This window comes from Nonomuraea sp. NPDC049607, from assembly GCF_040675375.1.
Taxonomy (GTDB): domain Bacteria; phylum Actinomycetota; class Actinomycetes; order Streptosporangiales; family Streptosporangiaceae; genus Nonomuraea.
Genome location: NZ_JBFAOV010000019.1, coordinates 86000 through 103956, shown reverse-complemented (window position 1 = coordinate 103956; position 17957 = coordinate 86000). Strand labels below are relative to the sequence as shown.

At 73.0% G+C, this 17957-nt stretch carries 16 protein-coding genes; 10 read left to right on the top strand and 6 right to left on the bottom strand.

What is annotated here, in order from left to right:
- The first annotated feature begins 9 nt into the window (after nt 1-9).
- Nucleotides 10-567, top strand: a complete 558-nt coding sequence (gene thpR, locus AB0J97_RS31660) for an RNA 2',3'-cyclic phosphodiesterase (RefSeq protein ID WP_357696573.1) — start codon at nt 10-12, stop codon at nt 565-567.
- Nucleotides 568-712: 145 nt separating this feature from the next.
- Here the strand turns inward: thpR and AB0J97_RS31655 are convergent, their stop codons facing one another.
- Nucleotides 713-1681 (bottom strand): aldo/keto reductase, encoded by a 969-nt coding sequence (locus AB0J97_RS31655; protein WP_357696571.1) that lies wholly within the window; start codon nt 1679-1681, stop codon nt 713-715.
- A gap of 70 nt (nt 1682-1751) precedes the next feature.
- Between AB0J97_RS31655 and AB0J97_RS31650 the strand changes: the two genes are divergently transcribed.
- Together AB0J97_RS31650 and AB0J97_RS31645 are read left to right on the top strand one after the other, a co-directional pair.
- Nucleotides 1752-3023 carry an MATE family efflux transporter gene (locus AB0J97_RS31650; RefSeq protein WP_364095379.1) on the top strand — a complete coding sequence of 424 codons (1272 nt, stop codon included), beginning with the start codon at nt 1752-1754 and terminating at the stop codon, nt 3021-3023.
- 35 nt (nt 3024-3058) lie between these two features.
- The gene (locus tag AB0J97_RS31645) at nt 3059-4051 is read left to right on the top strand and encodes a hypothetical protein (protein WP_364095376.1); all 993 of its coding nucleotides are present in this window, start codon (nt 3059-3061) and stop codon (nt 4049-4051) included.
- 4 nt (nt 4052-4055) lie between these two features.
- Here the strand turns inward: AB0J97_RS31645 and AB0J97_RS31640 are convergent, their stop codons facing one another.
- Nucleotides 4056-4427, bottom strand: a complete 372-nt coding sequence (locus AB0J97_RS31640) for a hypothetical protein (protein ID WP_357696567.1) — start codon at nt 4425-4427, stop codon at nt 4056-4058.
- A 72-nt stretch (nt 4428-4499) separates the two neighbouring features.
- Between AB0J97_RS31640 and lhgO the strand changes: the two genes are divergently transcribed.
- The 6 genes from lhgO (at nt 4500) to AB0J97_RS31610 (ending at nt 12144) form a co-directional block, all read left to right on the top strand.
- Nucleotides 4500-5690: an L-2-hydroxyglutarate oxidase gene (gene lhgO, locus AB0J97_RS31635; protein ID WP_364095372.1), complete on the top strand. Its 1191-nt coding sequence runs from the start codon at nt 4500-4502 to the stop codon at nt 5688-5690.
- Nucleotides 5691-5707: 17 nt separating this feature from the next.
- Nucleotides 5708-6400 (top strand): response regulator transcription factor, encoded by a 693-nt coding sequence (locus AB0J97_RS31630; RefSeq protein ID WP_357696563.1) that lies wholly within the window; start codon nt 5708-5710, stop codon nt 6398-6400.
- Nucleotides 6400-7812, top strand: coding sequence for a HAMP domain-containing sensor histidine kinase (locus AB0J97_RS31625; RefSeq protein ID WP_364095369.1), 1413 nt, complete (start codon nt 6400-6402; stop codon nt 7810-7812). Before AB0J97_RS31630 ends, AB0J97_RS31625 begins: the two co-directional genes overlap by 1 nt.
- Nucleotides 7813-7886: 74 nt before the next feature.
- Nucleotides 7887-8546, top strand: a complete 660-nt coding sequence (locus AB0J97_RS31620) for a response regulator transcription factor (protein ID WP_357696674.1) — start codon at nt 7887-7889, stop codon at nt 8544-8546.
- Nucleotides 8547-8656: 110 nt separating this feature from the next.
- Complete coding sequence (locus tag AB0J97_RS31615; protein ID WP_364095366.1) at nt 8657-10540, top strand: ABC transporter; 1884 nt, start codon at nt 8657-8659, stop codon at nt 10538-10540.
- Nucleotides 10537-12144 (top strand): YfjP family GTPase, encoded by a 1608-nt coding sequence (locus tag AB0J97_RS31610; RefSeq protein WP_364095363.1) that lies wholly within the window; start codon nt 10537-10539, stop codon nt 12142-12144. The genes AB0J97_RS31615 and AB0J97_RS31610 overlap by 4 nt, the downstream gene beginning before the upstream one ends.
- A 6-nt stretch (nt 12145-12150) precedes the next feature.
- On the opposite strand, the gene AB0J97_RS31605 is transcribed toward AB0J97_RS31610, so the two are convergent.
- The 4 genes from AB0J97_RS31605 to tdh form a co-directional block, all read right to left on the bottom strand.
- A complete protein-coding gene (locus AB0J97_RS31605) occupies nt 12151-13308 on the bottom strand; it encodes an MFS transporter (RefSeq protein WP_364095360.1) in 1158 nt (385 codons plus the stop codon).
- A gap of 123 nt (nt 13309-13431) precedes the next feature.
- Complete coding sequence (locus tag AB0J97_RS31600) at nt 13432-14334, bottom strand: LysR family transcriptional regulator (RefSeq protein ID WP_364095357.1); 903 nt, start codon at nt 14332-14334, stop codon at nt 13432-13434.
- A 13-nt stretch (nt 14335-14347) separates the two neighbouring features.
- Nucleotides 14348-15520 carry a glycine C-acetyltransferase gene (locus tag AB0J97_RS31595; protein WP_357696551.1) on the bottom strand — a complete coding sequence of 391 codons (1173 nt, stop codon included), beginning with the start codon at nt 15518-15520 and terminating at the stop codon, nt 14348-14350.
- On the bottom strand, nt 15520-16548 hold the full coding sequence (gene tdh / locus AB0J97_RS31590) for an L-threonine 3-dehydrogenase (RefSeq protein ID WP_357696549.1): 1029 nt from the start codon (nt 16546-16548) through the stop codon (nt 15520-15522). Before tdh ends, AB0J97_RS31595 begins: the two co-directional genes overlap by 1 nt.
- Before the next feature lie 170 nt (nt 16549-16718).
- On the opposite strand from tdh, the gene AB0J97_RS31585 reads away from it, so the two are divergent.
- Nucleotides 16719-17852 carry an ROK family protein gene (locus AB0J97_RS31585; protein WP_357696547.1) on the top strand — a complete coding sequence of 378 codons (1134 nt, stop codon included), beginning with the start codon at nt 16719-16721 and terminating at the stop codon, nt 17850-17852.
- Nucleotides 17853-17957: the final 105 nt, after the last annotated feature.

Sequence of the window (17957 nt, the reverse complement as noted above, 5' to 3'; positions counted from 1 at the left end):
TCGCATGACATGAGGCTCTTCGCGGCCGTGGTCCCGCCTGAGGAGGCGCTCGACGAGGTCGAGCGCGCCGTGGCGCCGTACGTCGGGCAGGTGCCGGGGCTGCGCTGGGCCGGCCGCCCCACCTGGCACATCACGCTGGCCTTCTACGGCGAGGTGCCCGAGCGGGCGCTGCCCGACCTGGAGACGCGCCTGGCGCGGGCCGCCCACCGGCACACGGTGCTCGACCTGGCCCTCGCCGGGGCCGGGGCGTTCTCCTCGGCGCGGCGGGCCAGGGTGTTGTGGGCCGGGGTCGCGGGCGACCCCCTGACCCGGCTGGCCGACTCGGCCCGCGCGGCCGGCCGTCGCGCGGGGGCCGTGCAGACCGACGAGAAACGGTTCCACCCCCACCTCACCCTGGCCAGGGCCCGGACCGACACGGACCTCAGGGAGCTGGTGGAGTCGCTGGCGGCGTTCGCCGGGACGCCCTGGCGGGCCGAGCGGCTGCACCTGTTCCGCAGCCACGGCGGCCCCCAGGTGAGGCACGAGTCACTCGGCGATTGGGCGCTCGCACCGGTGAAGCAGGGCTAGGCTCCAGGGCGTGGACCGTCCTCGCCCCTGGCTGCTGCCCCTCGTGCTGGGCCTGCTGTTCCTCATCGTCATCCTCGGCGCCCTGCTGACCTGAGCCGCCCCGAGCGGCCGGGCGTGGTCGTGCCGGGCCCGGCCGGTCGCGCTCTCACCAGGCGTAGTCCTCCGGCGCGGTGCGGTGGCCGGGGAAGATCTCGTCCAGGCGGGCCAGGGTGGCGTCGTCCAGCTCGATCTCCAGCGTGCGCATGCTGCCTTCGAGCTGCTCCAGCGTGCGCGGGCCGATGATCGGGGCGGTGACCGCGCGCTGCCTGAGCAGCCACGCCAGCGCCACGTACGCCGGGTCCTCGCCCAGCTCGTCGCAGAGCTTCTCGTACGCCTCGATCTTGTCCCGGTGCTTGTCCAGCTCCCTGACCATGGTGTCGGAGGCCGACCGGCCCTTGTCGATCTTGCGCAGGACGCCGCCGAGCAGGCCGCCGGCCAGCGGGCTCCACGGGATCACGCCGATGCCGTAGTCCTCGCAGGCGGGCAGCACCTCCAGCTCCACCGTCCGGGTGAGCAGGTTGTAGTGGCTCTGCTCGCTGGTCAGCCCGAACGTGCCGCGCCGCGCCGCCGTCTCCTGGGCCTTGGCGATGTGCCAGCCCGCGAAGTTGGACGAGCCCACGTAGATGATCTTGCCCTGCTGGCGCAGGATCTCCATGGCCTCCCAGAACTCGTCGAAAGGCGTGTTCCGGTCGACGTGGTGGGCCTGGTAGACGTCGATGTAGTCGGTCTGCATGCGCTTGAGCGAGGCGTCGCAGGCCCGGCGGATGTTCAGCGCCGACAGGCGCCGCTCGTTGGGCCAGTCGCCCATGTCGCCGTAGAGCTTGGTCGCGATGACCGTGCGCTCGCGGCGGCCACCACCCTGGGCGAACCAGCGGCCCAGGATGTTCTCCGTGATGCCCTCGCCCCTCTTCCAGCCGTAGACGTTCGCGGTGTCGAAGAAGTTGATGCCCAGGTCGTGGGCCTTGTCCATGATCGCGAAGGAGTCTTCCTCCGAGGTCAGCGGGCCGAAGTTCATCGTGCCGAGGCAGAGCGGGCTCACCTGGAGGCCGCTGCGTCCGAGGTTGACATAGTCCATGGGGTCCACACTAAATACCTGGAGTGCGCTCCAGGCCATAGGCTGAGTTCATGATCTGCGCGGAGTCGTCGTGATCGTTCTCCTCCGCGCCGCGTTGCCGATCTTCCTGGCGATGGTCACGGGCATGGTGGGCACGCTGGTGGTCACGTCCGTGCTCGGCAACCACGAGACGGTCGCGCTGGCGGCCTTCGCGGTGATGACGGCGGTGCTCAATCCCGCCACCGCCGCCGTGCAGGGCGCGTTGCGGGGGCTCGGGCCGTTCGTGGCGCCGTACCGGGACGATCCGGGCGCGGCGGTGCCCGTCGTCCGGGACGCGCGCTGGCTCAGCCTGGCCACCGGCACGCTGGGAGCGGTGGCGGTGCTCTGCGTGCCGGCGCTCGCGCGGGTGAGCGGGGTGCCCGGCGAGGTGGTCGGCGAGCTGGGCCTGCTGCCCTGGCTCCTCGCCGCCTACCTGCTGGTCTTCGCCTCCACCGGCGGCGCGAGCACGATCCTGGTGGCGCTCGGCCGCAGCCGCGACGTGTTGTGGGCGAACCTGGCCTTCGGCCTGGTGCTGAGCGCGCTGACCGCGCTGCTGGCGCCGCGGCTCGGGCTCGACGGCGTGGGCCTGGCCTGGGTGGCGGCCGGGGTGGCGGCCGCGGTCGTGGCGAGCCTCAACCTGCGCCGCACGCTCGGGCGGCCGATCGGGCAGGCGCGGCCCCGGACGGCCGAGATCGTCCGGCTGGCCAGGGTCAGCGTGCCGCTGGCGGCGACCGTGCTGATCAAGTTCGGGGTGCTCGGCGTGGTCACGTTCGCCGCGAGCACCACCGGCGCCCGCGACACCGCCGCGCACGCGGTGCTGACCACGCTCACCGGCCTCATCATGATGGCCTCGCTGTCGGTGGCGCAGGCGTCGGTGCCCGAGGTGGCCCGTGCCGGAGACCCGGCCGGGGCTCGCCGGGCCAACCGCACCGCCGCGCTGCTCGCCGTCGCCGGCACGCTGACCGCCGCCCTGGCGCTGCTGCTGTTCGGCGAGGAGGTGCTCGGGCTGTTCACCGGCGACGTGGCCGTACGCGAGCGGGCGCTCGGGCTGCTGCCGCTGATGCTGCTGTCGTCGCTGGCCGACGCCGCGCAGGCCGTGCAGGGTGTCGGGCTGACCGCGCTGAAGAGGTCCGGGGCGAGCCTGGCCTACTTCGTCCTCGGCTACGGCGCGCTCCTGGCGGCGGCCGTGCCGGTGGCGCGGACGTGGGGGATCACCGGGCTCTGGGTGGCCATGGCGGCGGCCAACGGCCTGCTGCTGGTGCTCCAAGGGGCCGGGTTCCGCCGCCACAGCGCCCGCGTGGGCACGGCCGAGGCGGTGGCCTGAGCGTCCCGGGCCGAGTCGTGGGGCATGATGGCGAGGTGGGGGTTGTCGTGTTCCGGGTGCTGGCCGCCGTGGCGGCGACGTTCGCGCTGTCGGCGGCTCCGGCGTGGGCGGACGACGACGGGCCGGAGAAGCTGTTCACGTTCAAGGACCGGAACATCACCGAGTCGAGCGGCCTGGCCGTGTCGCCCACGCACCAGAACGTCTTCTACACCCACAACGACAGCTCCGCCGCCCCCGTCTTCTACGCGGTCGGCCCCGACGGGCGTACGAAGGCCACCTTCCACCTGCGCGGCGCCGAGGCCCGGGACTGGGAGGCCATGGCCGCGACCAAGGACCCCGTCACCGGGCAGGGCACGCTCTGGTTCGCCGACATCGGCGACAACCTCGACGGCGCCTGGCCCGACGTGTCGATCTACAAGGTCGCCGAGCCGCGCACGCTCCGGGACGCCACGCTGCCGGCCACCCGCTACCGCTTCCGCTACGCCGGCGGCGGCCGCAACGCCGAGGGCATCATGATCAACCCGCGCACCGGCCGCCTCTACGTCGTGTCCAAGGAGTTCTCCGGGTCCGTCTACGCCGCGCCGAAGAAGCTCCGCACCGACAAGGTCAACGTGCTGCGCCGGGTCGCCGCGGCCCCGATCATGGCCACGGACGCCGCCTACGCCCCCGACGGCTCCTCCTACGTCATCCGCACGTACTTCTCGGCGACCCTCTACCGGCCCTCGGGGGAGACCCTCGCCAGGGTCACCATGCCGGAGCTGCGGCAGGCCGAGTCGGTCGCCTACACCGCCGACGGCAAGGCCCTGCTGGTCGGCTCCGAGGGCCCGAACAGCCCGGTCTACCGGGTGCCGCTCCCCGAGCGCGCCCAGGCCACGCCCACGCCGAAGCCCGTCGCCGCGCAGGAGAGCGCGCGCCCGTCCGACGCCGCGGAGCCGAGCGGCCTGACGGCCAAGGACGTGCTGATCTGGCTGGCCGCGGCCGCGGGGGCGACCGGCGTGATCACCTTCATCGCGCGCCGCACCCGCTGAGCCGTCAGGGGTTGCGCATGGTGGCGGTGAACATGTCGCCGCGCAGCGCGCGCTCGACCACCTCGATCGAGCGCGACAGGCGCACCAGCCGCGGCCCCTCCTGGCGGTAGGTGTCGAGCACGGCCTCGACGGCGTGCGGCGGCAGGTGGCCCTTGAGATCGACGGCCGCGCCGCGATAGCCCGCGCGGGCGGCCTCGACCGCCGCCCGGACGTGGTGCCTGGCCATGAAGGCCAGGGCCACCGGGTGCCGCCTCAGCACTTCGTAGGCCCGGTAGTCGGGCGGCACCGCGTCGAGCAGCCAGGCCACCGCCGAGGTCTCCCAGTCGGGGACGCTGGGCGGGCGGACCTCGGCGGGCCACTCTGGCGGGACGTACATGAGGTCATCGTACTCATGTTCGATTCGCCCAGGTATGGCGGCAGGGCGGCCTCTGGCAGGAAAATCGAGTGTGTGACGGAAAAGATCGGTGTCGTCGGGGCGGGGATCGTCGGGCTGGCCGTGGCGCGCGAGCTGGCCGCCGCCCGGGGCGCCGAGGTGACCGTGCTGGACAAGGAGCCGCGCGTCGGCGCCCATCAGACCGGGCACAACAGCGGCGTCGTGCACGCCGGGATCTACTACCCGCCGGGCTCGCTCAAGGCCAGGTTGTGCCGGGAGGGCGTGGCGCTGCTCAAGGCGTACTGCGCCGAGCACGGGCTGCCCTACCGCGAGGTCGGCAAGCTGGTCGTGGCCAGTACGCGGGCCGAGCGGGCGCCGCTGCGGGCGCTGGCCGAGCGGGCGCGGGCCAACGGCGTGCCCGGCCTCGCCGAGCTGGACGCCCTCGGCCTGCGCGAGATCGAGCCGCACGCGGTCGGCGTCGCCGCGATCCACTCGCCGCACACCGCCATCGCCGACTTCCCCGCCGTCGCCCGCGCGCTGGCGCTCGACGTGGCGCGGATGGGCGGCTCGGTACGCCTGTCGCACCCCGTACGGGCGATCCGCGAGACGTCGAAGGGCGTCCAGGTGCTGGCCGGCGGCCGGCGGTTCACCTTCGACCGGCTGGTGGTCTGCGGCGGGCTCGGCACGGACGCGGTCGCCAGGATGGCCGGGGCGCCGGGGGACGTGCGGATCGTGCCGTTCCGGGGCGAGTACTACGCGCTGGCCGGGGCGGCCAAGGAGCTGGTGCGCGGGCTGATCTACCCGGTGCCCGACCCGCGTTACCCGTTCCTGGGCGTGCACCTGACCAGGCACATCGACGACGAGGTGCTGGTGGGGCCGAACGCGGTGCTGGCCCTGGCCTACGAAGGCTACAGATGGCGAGATGTACGAAATTTCGGTCAAATTATGCGTTGGCCGGGAACGCTTCGCCTGGCTCGCGCCCATTGGCGTACCGGGATCAAAGAGGTCTACGGCTCCGTCGTCAAGAGCGCCTTCGTCAGGGCCGCCCGCCGGTACGTGCCCGAGCTCACCGCCGCCGACCTCGTCAGGACCGGTGGCGGCGTCCGGGCCCAGGCCGTCGCCAGGGACGGGCGGCTGGTGGACGACTTCGTGGTCGACGTCCAGGGCGGCGTGGTCCTGGTCCGCAACGCCCCTTCGCCCGCGGCGACGTCGAGTCTGGCAATTGCCCGGCATATTGCCGGAATTGTTCCAGCACTGTCCCGATGAGGGCATCCTTGGATGTGATGGAATCACGCCTGCTGATAGTCGAGGACGACCCCAACATCCTCGAACTCCTCGCCGCGAGCCTGAGGTTCGCGGGCTTCGACGTGACCACGGCCAAGAGCGGCCTCGACGCCGTCAGCGCCGTGCAACGGCACCGGCCCGACCTCGTCGTGCTCGACGTCATGCTGCCCGACCTGGACGGCTTCGAGATCGTCCGGCGGATGCGGAGCGGCGGGCTGCACACGCCCGTGGTGTTCCTGACCGCCCGCGACGAGACCGAGGACAAGATCCGCGGGCTCACGATCGGCGGCGACGACTACGTCACCAAGCCGTTCAGCCTGGAGGAGGTCGTGGCCAGGATCCACGCGGTGCTCCGGCGCACGAGCGGGGACGCGCAGGCCGCGCCGCCCAGGCTGACCTTCGCCGACATCGAGCTGGACGAGGAGAGCCACGAGGTCTGGCGCGGCGGCCACGCCGTCTCGCTCTCGCCGACCGAGTTCAAGCTGCTGCGCTACTTCATGACGAACGCCGGCCGCGTGCTGTCCAAGCCCCAGATCCTCGACCACGTATGGGACTACGACTTCAGGGGCGAGGTGGGCATCGTGGAGTCGTACGTGTCCGTCCTGCGCAGGAAGATCGACAACCGTAGCCCCCGGCTCATCCACACCCTGCGGGGTGTCGGATACGTGCTGCGCCTGCCACCGAGCCCCTGATGAGAGCCCTGCCGCTGAGGGTCAAGCTGATCGCGGTGATGCTGGCGCTGCTCGGCTGCGGCATGACCTTCGTCGGCCTGGTCAGCGTCTCGGTGCTGCACGGCTACCTCATGGACCGGGTGGACAGCCAGCTCAACCTGCTCAGCGTGCGCATGCACAAGAAGGTCATGAGTGACTGGCGTCGGGACAGGGAGACCCCCGACCGCCCGATCCTCATCGAGTCCGACGCGATCGCGCTGGTCAAGGAGCCGGGCGAGGAGTTCGTCCCGATGTTGCGCGACCGCGACGTGGACGCCAAGCCCAAGCCCGTCCTGCGCGGATCGCCCGGCGGCGACGCCTACACCGCGCCCGCCGTCGGCGGCGACGGAGAGTGGCGGGTGCTGCAGAGCGTGCTCCAGCGGCGCACGCTGGTCGTCGCCGTGGACCTGGAGGAGGTGGACGCCATCACCCGGCGGCTCGTGCTGATCGAGCTGCTCGGCGGCGGCGGCATCCTGCTCATCCTGGCGGTCGCGGGCGTCACCATCGTCCGCCGCAGCATGCGGCCGCTCGGGCAGATCGAGCGCACGGCCGAGGCCATCGCGGGTGGGGAGCTCGGCCGCCGGGTGCCGGACGCCGACCCCCGTACCGAGGTGGGCCGCCTGGCCAAGTCGCTCAACGGCATGCTGGCGCAGATCGAGACCGCCTTCGCCGCGCGCTCGGCGTCCGAGGCGGCGGCCCGCCGCTCCGAGGACCGCATGCGCCAGTTCGTCGGCGACGCGTCCCACGAGCTGCGCACCCCGCTGACCTCGATCCGCGGCTTCGCCGAGTACGCCCGCCAGAACCCCGGCGCCGACCCCGCCGAGCTGATGCAGCGCGTGGAGAAGGCCGCCGGGCGCATGAGCCTGCTGGTCGACGACCTGCTGCTGCTGGCCAGGGTGGACCAGCAGCGCCCGCTGCAGATGCGCCCGGTGGACATGCTGGCCCTGGTCGCCGATGCCGTGCACGACGCCCGGATCCTCGCGCCCGACCGTACGGTGAAGCTGGACGTGGTCGGCGGCGCGGCCCTCATCGTCTCCGGTGACGAAGTGCGCCTGCGGCAGGTCATCAGCAACCTCATGACCAACGCCATCGTGCACACCGAGCCCGGCACGCCCATCGTGGTACGCGCCGGGGCGACCGACGACACGGTCTTCACCGAGGTCGCCGACAGCGGCCCCGGCCTGCCCCCCGAGCAGGTCGAGCGGGTCTTCGAACGCTTCTACCGCGCCGACTCCGCGCGCAGCCGCCGCCGCTCCTCCGAGGACCGCGGCAGCGGGCTGGGCCTGGCCATCGTGCAGGCGCTCGTCCGGGCCCACAGCGGGACCGTGACGCTGACCAGCTCGCCGGAGGAGGGATCGACCTTCAGGGTCGAACTCCCACTCGCCTTGGAGTGAGCCTTCAGCTAACCCTCAGGTGCCTGAGCCACCCTGGAATCGTGACAAAACCCGAGGTCCGCGAGGCGTTGATCATGGTGGTGGACGACGAGCCCAGCATCAGGGACCTGCTCTCCGCCAGCCTGCGCTTCTCCGGGTTCGAGGTGCTGACCGCCGCCGACGGGCAGGAGGCCGTGGAGGTCGCCGAACGCGCCGCGCCCGACCTGGTGGTGCTCGACGTCATGCTGCCCGACCTGGACGGGTTCGAGGTGGCCAGACGGATCGACGCGCCCGTGCTGTTCCTCACCGCCCGGGACGCCACCGAGGACAAGATCGCCGGTCTCCGGGTGGGCGACGACTACGTCACCAAGCCGTTCAGCCTGGAGGAGGTGCAGGCCAGGATCCGGGCGGTGCTGCGGCGTACCAGGACCGAGGGGGCGCCGGTCAGCCGGCTCAAGGTGGCCGACCTGGAGCTGGACGAGGACGCCCGCGAGGTCTGGCGGGCCGGCCGCCAGGTCCGGCTGTCCCCGACCGAGTTCAAGCTGCTGCACTACTTCATGGTCAACGCCGGACGGGTGTTGTCGAAGGCGCAGATCCTCGACCACGTGTGGAACTACGACTTCGGCGGCGACGCCGGCGTCGTCGAGTCGTACGTCTCCTACCTGCGGCGCAAGGTGGACGACGTCGAGCCCCGCCTGATCCACACCCTGCGCAGCGTCGGGTACGTGCTCAGGGAGCCGCCGCCCGCCGGTTGATCCCCGGCCCGCGGCCACGCGCTGTGGACCGTCCCGGCGCGCTCACCGTAGCGTGGACCTGCGGGCGCGAGGTGTCGAGCGGCGTACCGCGGGAAGCGGGGTTGGCACCTATGGAGCTGCTGGGGGCGTTGGAGTCGTTGCGCCGCCCGCTCGATCGCGAGCTGTTCCCGCTGGCGATCGGCGAGGCCGCGGCGGACCGGCGTGCCCTGCGCGAGCTGACCGGCCAGCTCGACGACTACCTGCTGCCGCGGCTGCGGGCGATCGACGCGCCGCTGCTGGCCGTCGTCGGCGGGTCCACCGGGGCGGGCAAGTCCACGCTGGTCAACTCGCTGGTCGGAGCCGACGTGGCCGAGCCGGGCGTGCTGCGGCCCACCACGCTGGTGCCCACGCTCGTCGTCAGCCCGGCCGACCGCGACTGGTTCACGGGCCAGAACGTGCTGCCCGGCCTGTCCCGCGCCACCGGCGGCCCCGGGAGGCCCGGTGGTGCCAGTGGTGCCAGTGCTGCCGGCGGTGCCGGCTCGCTGCGCGTGGTCGTGTCCGACGCGCTCGGCGCCGGGCTGGCGCTGCTCGACGCCCCCGACATCGACTCCGTGGTGACCTCCAACCGGGAGCTCGCCGCGCAGCTCCTCGCCGCCGCCGACCTGTGGCTGTTCGTCACCACCGCCGCCCGGTACGCCGACGAGGTGCCCTGGAGCTTCCTGCGCTCGGCCCGCGAACGCAGCACGGCCCTGGCCGTCGTCCTCGACCGGATCGCGCCCGAGGCCGTCGAGCCCGTCTCCCGCGACCTCGACCGCCTCCTGGCGGAGAACGGCCTGTCGGGCACCCGGCTGTTCACCGTGCCGGAGGCCGCGCTGCCCGACGAGAAGGCGCGGCTGCCGGAGGAGTCGGTGCGGCCCATCGTCTCCTGGCTCACGGGGCTGGCCGCCGACGCCGCCGAACGGTCCCGGGTCGTACGCCAGACGTTGTCGGGCGCCCTGGACAGCCTGGACACCCGCGTCCCCGCGCTGGCCACGGCCGTCGAGCGCCAGCAGGCCGCCTTCGACGGGCTGCGGACGATCGTGACCGGCGCGTACGCGGGCGGCATGGCCGACTTCGACGAGGGCATGCGCGACGGCTCCCTGCTGCGCGGCGAGGTGCTGGCCCGCTGGCAGGACTTCATCGGCACCGGCGACCTCATGCGGTCCCTGGAGAGCCGGGTCGGGTGGCTGCGTGACCGGATCGTCGGCTTCTTCACCGGCCGCGCCCCCGCCGTCGAGCTCAAGGACGCCCTGGAGAGCGGCGTCGAGTCGCTGATCAGGGGCGCGGCCGACGGCGCGGCTGAACGCGCGCTCGAAGGGTGGTCGGCCGCGCCCGGCGGGGGCGGGCTGCTCGACCGGCTCGGCGCCATGGAGGCCGCGCGGCTCGGCCGGGCCTCTCCCGACCTGGGCAGGCGGGCCGAGGCGGCGGTGCGCGGCTGGCAGGAGTTCGTCCTCGACCTCGTACGGGAGGAGGGGGCGGAGAAGCGGACCACGGCGCGGCTCGCGTCGTTCGGGGTCAACGGGGCGGGGCTGCTGCTCATGCTGGCCGTGTTCGCCTCGACCGGCGGGCTCACCGGGATCGAGGTCGGCATCGCGGGCGGGACGAGCGTGTTGTCGCAGAAGCTGCTGGAGGCCGTCTTCGGCGACCAGGCCGTGCGCTCGCTGACCACGCGGGCCCGCGAGGATCTGCGGGAACGGGTGCGCGTGCTGCTGGCGGAGGAGGCCGCCCGCTTCACCGCCCGGCTGGAGACCGTCGAACCGCCCAGGGGCACGGCCGACGCGTTGCGCGCGGCGGCCCGCGCGATCCACGACCACCGCGCCGAACTCCCCACCCCCACCGCCCGCACGGCCGAACTCCCCGCCCCTGAGGCCCCGACAGCCGAGCTGCCCGCTCCCGACGGTCCGACGGCCGAGCTGCCCGCTCCCGACGGTCCCACGGCCGAGTCGCCCGCTCCCGACCGTGCGGAGGGGCCGTGAAGCTGCTGCGCCGCAAGGAGGGGCCCTCGCTCGACGCCCGGCTGGCCGCCCTGCTGGAGGCCGCCGAACTGGCCGAGGGACGCCTCCCCGAGCAGGACGTGTCCGCCGCGCGGGCCGTCGCGGAACGGGCCGGCGCACGCCGCAGCCTCTCGGTCGACCACACCGTGGCCGCGCTCGCCGGCGCGACGGGCAGCGGCAAGTCCTCCCTCTACAACGCCCTGGCCGGCGAGGAACTGGCCGCCGTGGGCGTCACCAGGCCCACGACCTCCACCGCCCAGGCCGCCCTGTGGGACGGCGAGGGCGCCGGTCCGCTGCTGGACTGGCTCGACGTCCCGCGCCGCCACTCCGCCGCCGAGGCGCCGGGGACGTCCGGTCTCGTCCTCCTCGACCTGCCCGACCACGACTCGATCCGGCTCTCCCACCGCCTTGAGGTGGACCGCCTGGTGGCGCTGGTGGACCTCCTCGTCTGGGTCGTCGACCCCCAGAAGTACGCCGACGCCGCGCTGCACGAGCGCTACCTGCGTCCGCTGGCCGGACATCGCGACGTGATGCTGGTGGTGCTCAACCAGGTGGACCGCCTGCCTCCACAGGCTGTGGAACGCTGCGTGGCCGACCTGCGCCGCCTCCTGGAGGAGGACGGGCTCGCGGGCGTTCCGGTGCTGCCGGTCTCCGCCAGGACCGGCGCCGGCCTGCCGGAGCTCCGCTCGATCCTGGCCGACCGGGTCGCCCGGCGCGAGTCGTGGGCCGCCCGCCTGGCCGCCGACGTCACCACCGCCGCCGGCCACCTGGCCGTGGCCGGCCCGCCGCCCGGCCCCGGCGCCCAGCGGGTGGCGGGGCTGGACCGGCGGCTCACGGGCGCGCTCTCCCAGGCCGCCGGGGTGCCGCTGGTCCTGGAGGCCGTGGCCAAGGGGCACCGGCACCGTGCCGTGGTCGCCACCGGCTGGCCGGTGACCCGGTGGCTGCGCAGGTTCCGGCCCGACCCGTTGCGCAGGCTCAGGATCGGGGTGGGACGGCCGGACAAGGAGATCGTGGGGCGTACGTCGGTGCCGGCGGCGTCGGCCGTACAGCGCACGCAGGTCGAGACGGCGATCAGGGACGTCGGCGAGGCGGCCGCCGCGGACCTGCCCGGCCCGTGGGCGGCGGCGGTGCGGCAGGCCGCGCGCTCGCGCTCCCCGGAACTGGCCGACGCGGTCGACCGGGCCGTGGGCCGCACCACCGCCGGGACCACCCGCAGGCCGCGGTGGTGGCGGATGGTGAACGTGTTGCAGTGGGTCGTCTTCGCCGCCATGGCGGCGGGCGCCCTGTGGCTGGGCGTGCTGTTCGGGATGGACTACCTGCGCCTGCCGCAGCCGCCGCTCCCCACCCTGGGCGCGGTGCCGTGGCCGACCGTGCTGCTGGCGGGCGGCGCGCTGGCCGGGGTGATGATCGCGCTGTTGTCCCGACTGGCCGCGTGGGCGGGCGGGCGGCGCAGGGCCGGACGTACGGCGCGAGCCCTGCGTACCGCCATCGGCGAGGTCGCCGAGAACTACGTGCTGGACCCCGTGACGGCCGAACTCGACCGCTACACCCGATTCACGGACGCCGTCACCACAGCCCGCTCCTGACCGCCGTCACGCTTTTCTCCTACCGAGCAGTGGGACCGCGAGCAGGGCGCCCAGCAGGGCGGACGCCGCGCTCACCAGGAACGGCGCCGACGCCCCGGACCACTGCCCGGCCACCCCCGCCACCCCCGATCCCGCCGCGGCGCCCATCCCCATGGCCGTGGACAACCACCCGAACGCCTCCCCCTGGGCCCCGGGCGCGAACCGGTCCACCAGCAGCGACGACGTCGTCAGCGCCGGATTCAGCACCAGCCCCCCGGCGAACAGCACCGCCCAGAACGCCGGCAACGCCCCGACCATCGCCAGCGGCGCCAGCACGACCCCGAGCACCAGCAGCAACCCCACCAGCCGCGCCGCCGGCGGGGACGCCCACGTACGGGCCCCGTACCCGGCCGCCCCGGCGATGCCGCCCAGTGAGAGCGCCGCCACGAGCAGCCCGGTGGCGGCGGGCACGTCCCGGGCGGCGGCCATCGCGGGCACCCCCACCTGCAGCGCGCCCATGGTCCCGCCGAGCAGCAGCACCACGGCCAGCAGCACCAGCATCCCGCGGTCGGCGAAGACCCGCCCGCCCTCCCGTACGGGAGCCGTCCCGTCGGCCCGCAGCGCCCGCGAGAAGGCCAGCGTGCCCGCCCCCGCGGCCACCGCCACCACCCCCAGCGCCAGCGAGGACGAGGCCGCCGCGATCACCAGCCCGAACAGCAGCGGCCCGACCAGCATGGCCAGCTCCTGCACCAGGTAGACCAGGCTGTAGACGGCCGTACGGGCGTCGTCGCCGACCTGCCGCCCCCATTCGACGCGCATGCTCACCGAGATCGGCGGCAGCCCGGCCCCGGCGACCCAGCCCAGCGCCACGAACGTCCACGCCGGCCAGCCGCCCGCCGCCGCCGCGACCAGTGCGATCAGCCCGGCGACGTGCAGGAACGCCGTCGCCGTGAGCACCGCCCGAGGGCCGCGCCGGTCCATCAGCCGCCCCTGGACGGGCCTGCCCATGCCCGCGCCCACCGAGAACGCCGCCGCGCACGTCCCGGCGAGCGCCAGCGACCCGGTCGCCGCCTGCACGACCAGGACCATCCCCACGGGCGCGACCTGCTGCGTGAGCTGGGAAAGGAAGCCGAACACGGCCTGCGCCCCGACCCCCGGCATCCTGAACAGGCCCCGATACGGCATATCCATCCCCATACGCCCACGCTAACCCCAAGATCGCCGATCTTCCCCGTCCGGAGGGCGGCAGAGCGCCGCCCCGGCCTTCCACAAGGTCGCGACGGCCCTGGGGCGGCCCTCCGGGGGTGGTCAGTCGGAGGTGAGGGAGGCGGCGACCGTGCGCAGGGCGGAGAGCAGGGGGAGGAGCAGGGGGTGTGCGTCGGAGCCCCGGCGGGTCGCGGCGAAGACCCGGCGGTCGGGCCCCGGCGTGTGGCGCACCACGACCCCCGTCAGCGCCATGTCCCGGAGCGCCAGCCGCGGGACGAGCGCCACCCCCGCCCCGGCCCCCACCAGCGCCACCACGGCCCGGAAGTCGTCGGAGCAGTGGACGACGTTGGGCGTGAAGCCCACCTGCTGGCAGGCGAAGGTGATGACGTCGTGCACGGGATTGCCCGGGTAGGGGCCGATCCAGGTGTCGGCGGCGAGCGACACCAGCGTGGCCGACCCCGCTTCCGGATGCCCCTCGGGCAGGACCAGGTCGAACGGCTCGGCGTACAGGGGGATGCGCGACAGCCGGCGGTCGGCGGCGTCGGGCCCGCCCCGGTACTCGACCGTCACCGCCAGGTCGGCCCCGCCGTCGAGCAGCATGGCCAGGCTGTGGTCGCCCTCGGCGTCGAGCACCCGGACCTTGAGAGCGGGCGCGGTCGCGCGCAGGGCGGCGATGGCGGGGGAGAGCACGGCGCTGATCGCGGTGGCGAAGCAGGCCACGGTCACCTCGCCGGCCTCGCCCGTGGTGTACGCGGCCACCTCGGCCTCGGCGCGTTCGAGCTGGGCCAGCACCTCGTTGGCGTGCCCCACCATGATCTTGCCCACGGCGGTGAGGTGCACGCCCCGGCCGTCACGCGTGAACAGCCGGTGGCCCACCTCGTGCTCCAGAGCCACGAGCTGCTGGGAGACCGCCGAAGGGGTCAGGTGGAGCGCCGCCGCGGCGGCGGTGACCGTGCCGTGGTCGGCCACCGCCCGCAGTGTGCGAAGCCGCCGCGTGTCAATCACGCAGCGAGAATACTCAACCCTGGCGAGCCTGGACGAACGCCGCCACGGCCCGGTCGACGTCCTCGGCCGAGTGGGCGGCCGAGAGCTGCACCCTGATCCTGGCCTGGCCGTGCGGGACGACCGGGTAGGAGAAGCCGATCACGTAGACGCCCAGGTCGAGGAGGCGTTCGGCCATGGCTCCCGCTTCGCCGGCGTCGCCGATCATCACGGGCACGATCGGGTGATCGCCCGGCAGGATGTCGAACCCGGCCTTGGTCATCTCGCCGCGGAAGCGCGCGGTGTTCGAGCGCAGCCGCTCGCGCGCCTCGCCGGACGTCTCCAGCAGGTCGAGGATGCGCAGCGAGGCCGCCGCGATGACGGGGGCCAGGGAGTTGGAGAACAGGTACGGCCGCGACCGCTGGCGCAGCAGTTCGCAGACCTCCTTGCGGGCCGAGACGTAGCCGCCGCTGGCCCCGCCGAGCGCCTTGCCCAGGGTGCCGGTGATGATGTCGACGCGGTCGGTCACGCCGTGCAGCTCGGGCGTGCCGCGGCCGGTGGGGCCGACGAAGCCGACGGCGTGGGAGTCGTCCACCATGACCATGGCGTCGTACCGGTCGGCCAGGTCGCAGATCTCGCGCAGCGGGGCGAGGTAGCCGTCCATGGAGAAGACGCCGTCGGTGACGATCAGCCGCCGCCGGGCGTCGGACGCCTCCTTGAGCCTGGCCTCCAGCTCGGCCATGTCACGGTTGGCGTAGCGGAAGCGCTGGGCCTTGGACAGCCGGATGCCGTCGATGATGCTCGCGTGGTTGAGCGCGTCGGAGATCACCGCGTCCTGGGCGTCGAGCAGGGTCTCGAAGACGCCGCCGTTGGCGTCGAAACACGAGCTGTAGAGGACGGTGTCCTCCATGCCCAGGAAGTCCGACAGGCGCGATTCGAGCTCCTTGTGCACCTCCTGGGTGCCGCAGATGAACCGCACGGACGCCATGCCGAAGCCCCAGCGGTCGAGCGCCTGCTTGGCCGCCTCGACCACCTCGGGGTTGTCGGCCAGGCCCAGGTAGTTGTTGGCGCAGAAGTTCAGCACCTCGCGCCCGGCCACGCCGACCTGGGAGCTCTGCGGGGTGGTGATCACCCGCTCGGGCTTGAGCAGCCCGGCCTCGGTGATCTCGTCGAGCGTCGTACGCAGCTGCTCGCGCACGTTCGTGAACATCAAGCGCTCCAATCGAGGATGACCTTGCCCGTACGGCCGCTCGCGGCCGTGTCGAAGGCGGCGTCGAAGTCGTGGTACGAAAACCGATCAGTGATCACGGGGGAGAGGTCGAGCCCCTTTTCCAGCAGGACTGACATGTTGTACCAGGTCTCGTACATCTCCCGGCCGTAAACGCCCTTGATCGTGAGCATCGAGGTCACCACGGTCGCCCAGTCGACGGCGAACTCCTCGGCGGGAAGACCGAGCATCGCGATCTTCCCTCCGTGCGTCATGTTCGCGATCATGTCTCGCATGGCCCCTGGGTTACCGGACATCTCCAGTCCGACGTCGAAGCCCTCCCGCATGTGGAGCTGGCGCACGCCCTCGCCGATCGACGCCCTGGAGACGTTGAGCGCGAGCGAGACGCCGAGCTTGCCGGCCAGGTCGAGGCGCTCGTCGCTGACGTCGGTGATCACCACGTTGCGCGCGCCGACGTGCGTGGCCACGGCCGCGGCCATGAGGCCGATCGGGCCGGCGCCGGTGATCAGCACGTCCTCGCCGACCAGGGGGAAGGACAGTGCGGTGTGCACGGCGTTGCCGAACGGGTCGAAGATGGCCGCCACGTCGGGATGAACGGGCACCCGGTGCACCCACACGTTCGAGGCGGGCAGGGTGACGAACTCGGCGAACGCGCCGTCCCGGTTCACGCCGAGGCCGACCGTGTTGCGGCACAGGTGGCGGCGTCCGGCCATGCAGTTGCGGCACTTGCCGCAGACGATGTGGCCCTCGCCGCTCACCAGGTCGCCGACGGCGATGTCCTCCACACCGGGCGCGACCTCGACCACGTGGCCGCTGAACTCGTGTCCGACGACGAGCGGGAGCTTCAGCGTGTGCCGCGCCCAGTCGTCATATTTGCGGATGTGCAGGTCGGTGCCACAGATGCCGGTACGCAGCACCCGGATCTTCACCTCGCCCGGCCGAACCTCGGGCTCCGGCACGTCCACCAGCCAAAGGCCGGGCTCGGCCTTCTGCTTGACCAGCGCTTTCATCGATTCACTTCCCCCTGTTCCGAACCTAACGCACTGTGCCCGCTCCCCTCGGAACCTGTCCATCGAGGGATTCTTAAGTGCCCCCACAGCTCAGCTTCACGCGGCAGCGGGACCAGGCACAATTACGAAATAAGCTTGTAGATGACCTGCCCGTCGACTCGGAGGTATCGGTGCGACAGCAGAGCGGCGACGCCTCGCTCCTGCGCAAGCTCAACTCGGCGGCCATCCTGCGCGTGCTGCGCGAGGCCGACGTGGCCACGCTGTCGGAGCTGGCCAGGGCGGCCCGGGTGTCCAGGCCGACGGCCGAGGTCATCGTCGACGACCTGGTCACCGAGGGCTGGGCGGAGGAGTGCGAGGAGGAGGCCGGTGACCGTCAGCGAGGGCGACCGGCCAAGCGGTTCAGGTTCCGCGCCTCGGCGGGGCACGTGCTGGGCGTCGGCATCGGCGGTTCCAGCCTGCGTGCCATGCTGGCCGACCTGAACGGCACGATCACGGTCACCCGCCGCGCGCCCAACCACCGGGACATGCCCGCCGCCGAGCGGCTGGACGAGATCGTCGAGCTCGCCTCGGCGACCGCCGCCCAGGCCGGGCTGGCGCTCGCGGACGTCACCGTCGTCGGCGTGGGCACCACCGGCACGGTCGACGGCTCCGGGCGCGTCGTGAAGAGCGTCGCCCTGTCCGACTGGACCGGCATCGACCTCCAGGGCGAGCTGTCGGCCCGCATCCCCGCGCCGGTGCTCGTCGAGAACGACATGCGCCTGGCCGTCCTCGCCGAGCACTGGCGGGGCGCCGCCCAGGGCCGCGACGACGTCGTCTACCTGTTCACCGGCGACCGCATCGGCATGGGCCTGCTCATCGGCGGCCGGCCGTACCGGGGGGCGCACGCGGCCGGCGGCGAGATCGGCGCCCAGCCGCACAACAACTGGACGGCCTTCCGGCACGTCCTGGAGTACGCGATGGCCGTCGAGCCGGGCGAGCTGCGCTCCAGCAGGCAGAGCGCCGAGTTCGCGATCGCCAGGGCCCGCGCCGGCGACGAGCGGGCGGGCCGGGCGGTCAGGGAGTTGGCGCGCGGCCTGGCCGCCGGGCTCATCACGGTGGTCAATCCGCTCGACCCGGACATGGTGGTCATCGGCGGCAGCCTGTCCTCAGCCGGAGACCTGCTGGTCGAGCCGGTGCGCGAGGTGTTCGAGGAGTACTGCCTCTATCCGCCGGAGGTGGTCGCGTCGGGGCTGGGCAGCGAGTGCATCACGCTGGGTGCTGTCCGCTTTGCCCTCGACCAGGCGAATCGGCTGCTCTTTACGTAGCTTTCTTGGTTAATTAGGTCACTGTTCTGTCACGGCCATGTCGCTGAGTGACATCGATCCAGAGGTCATGCGTAGATCTGCTCGATTTAAGCTAGTTATTTGCAT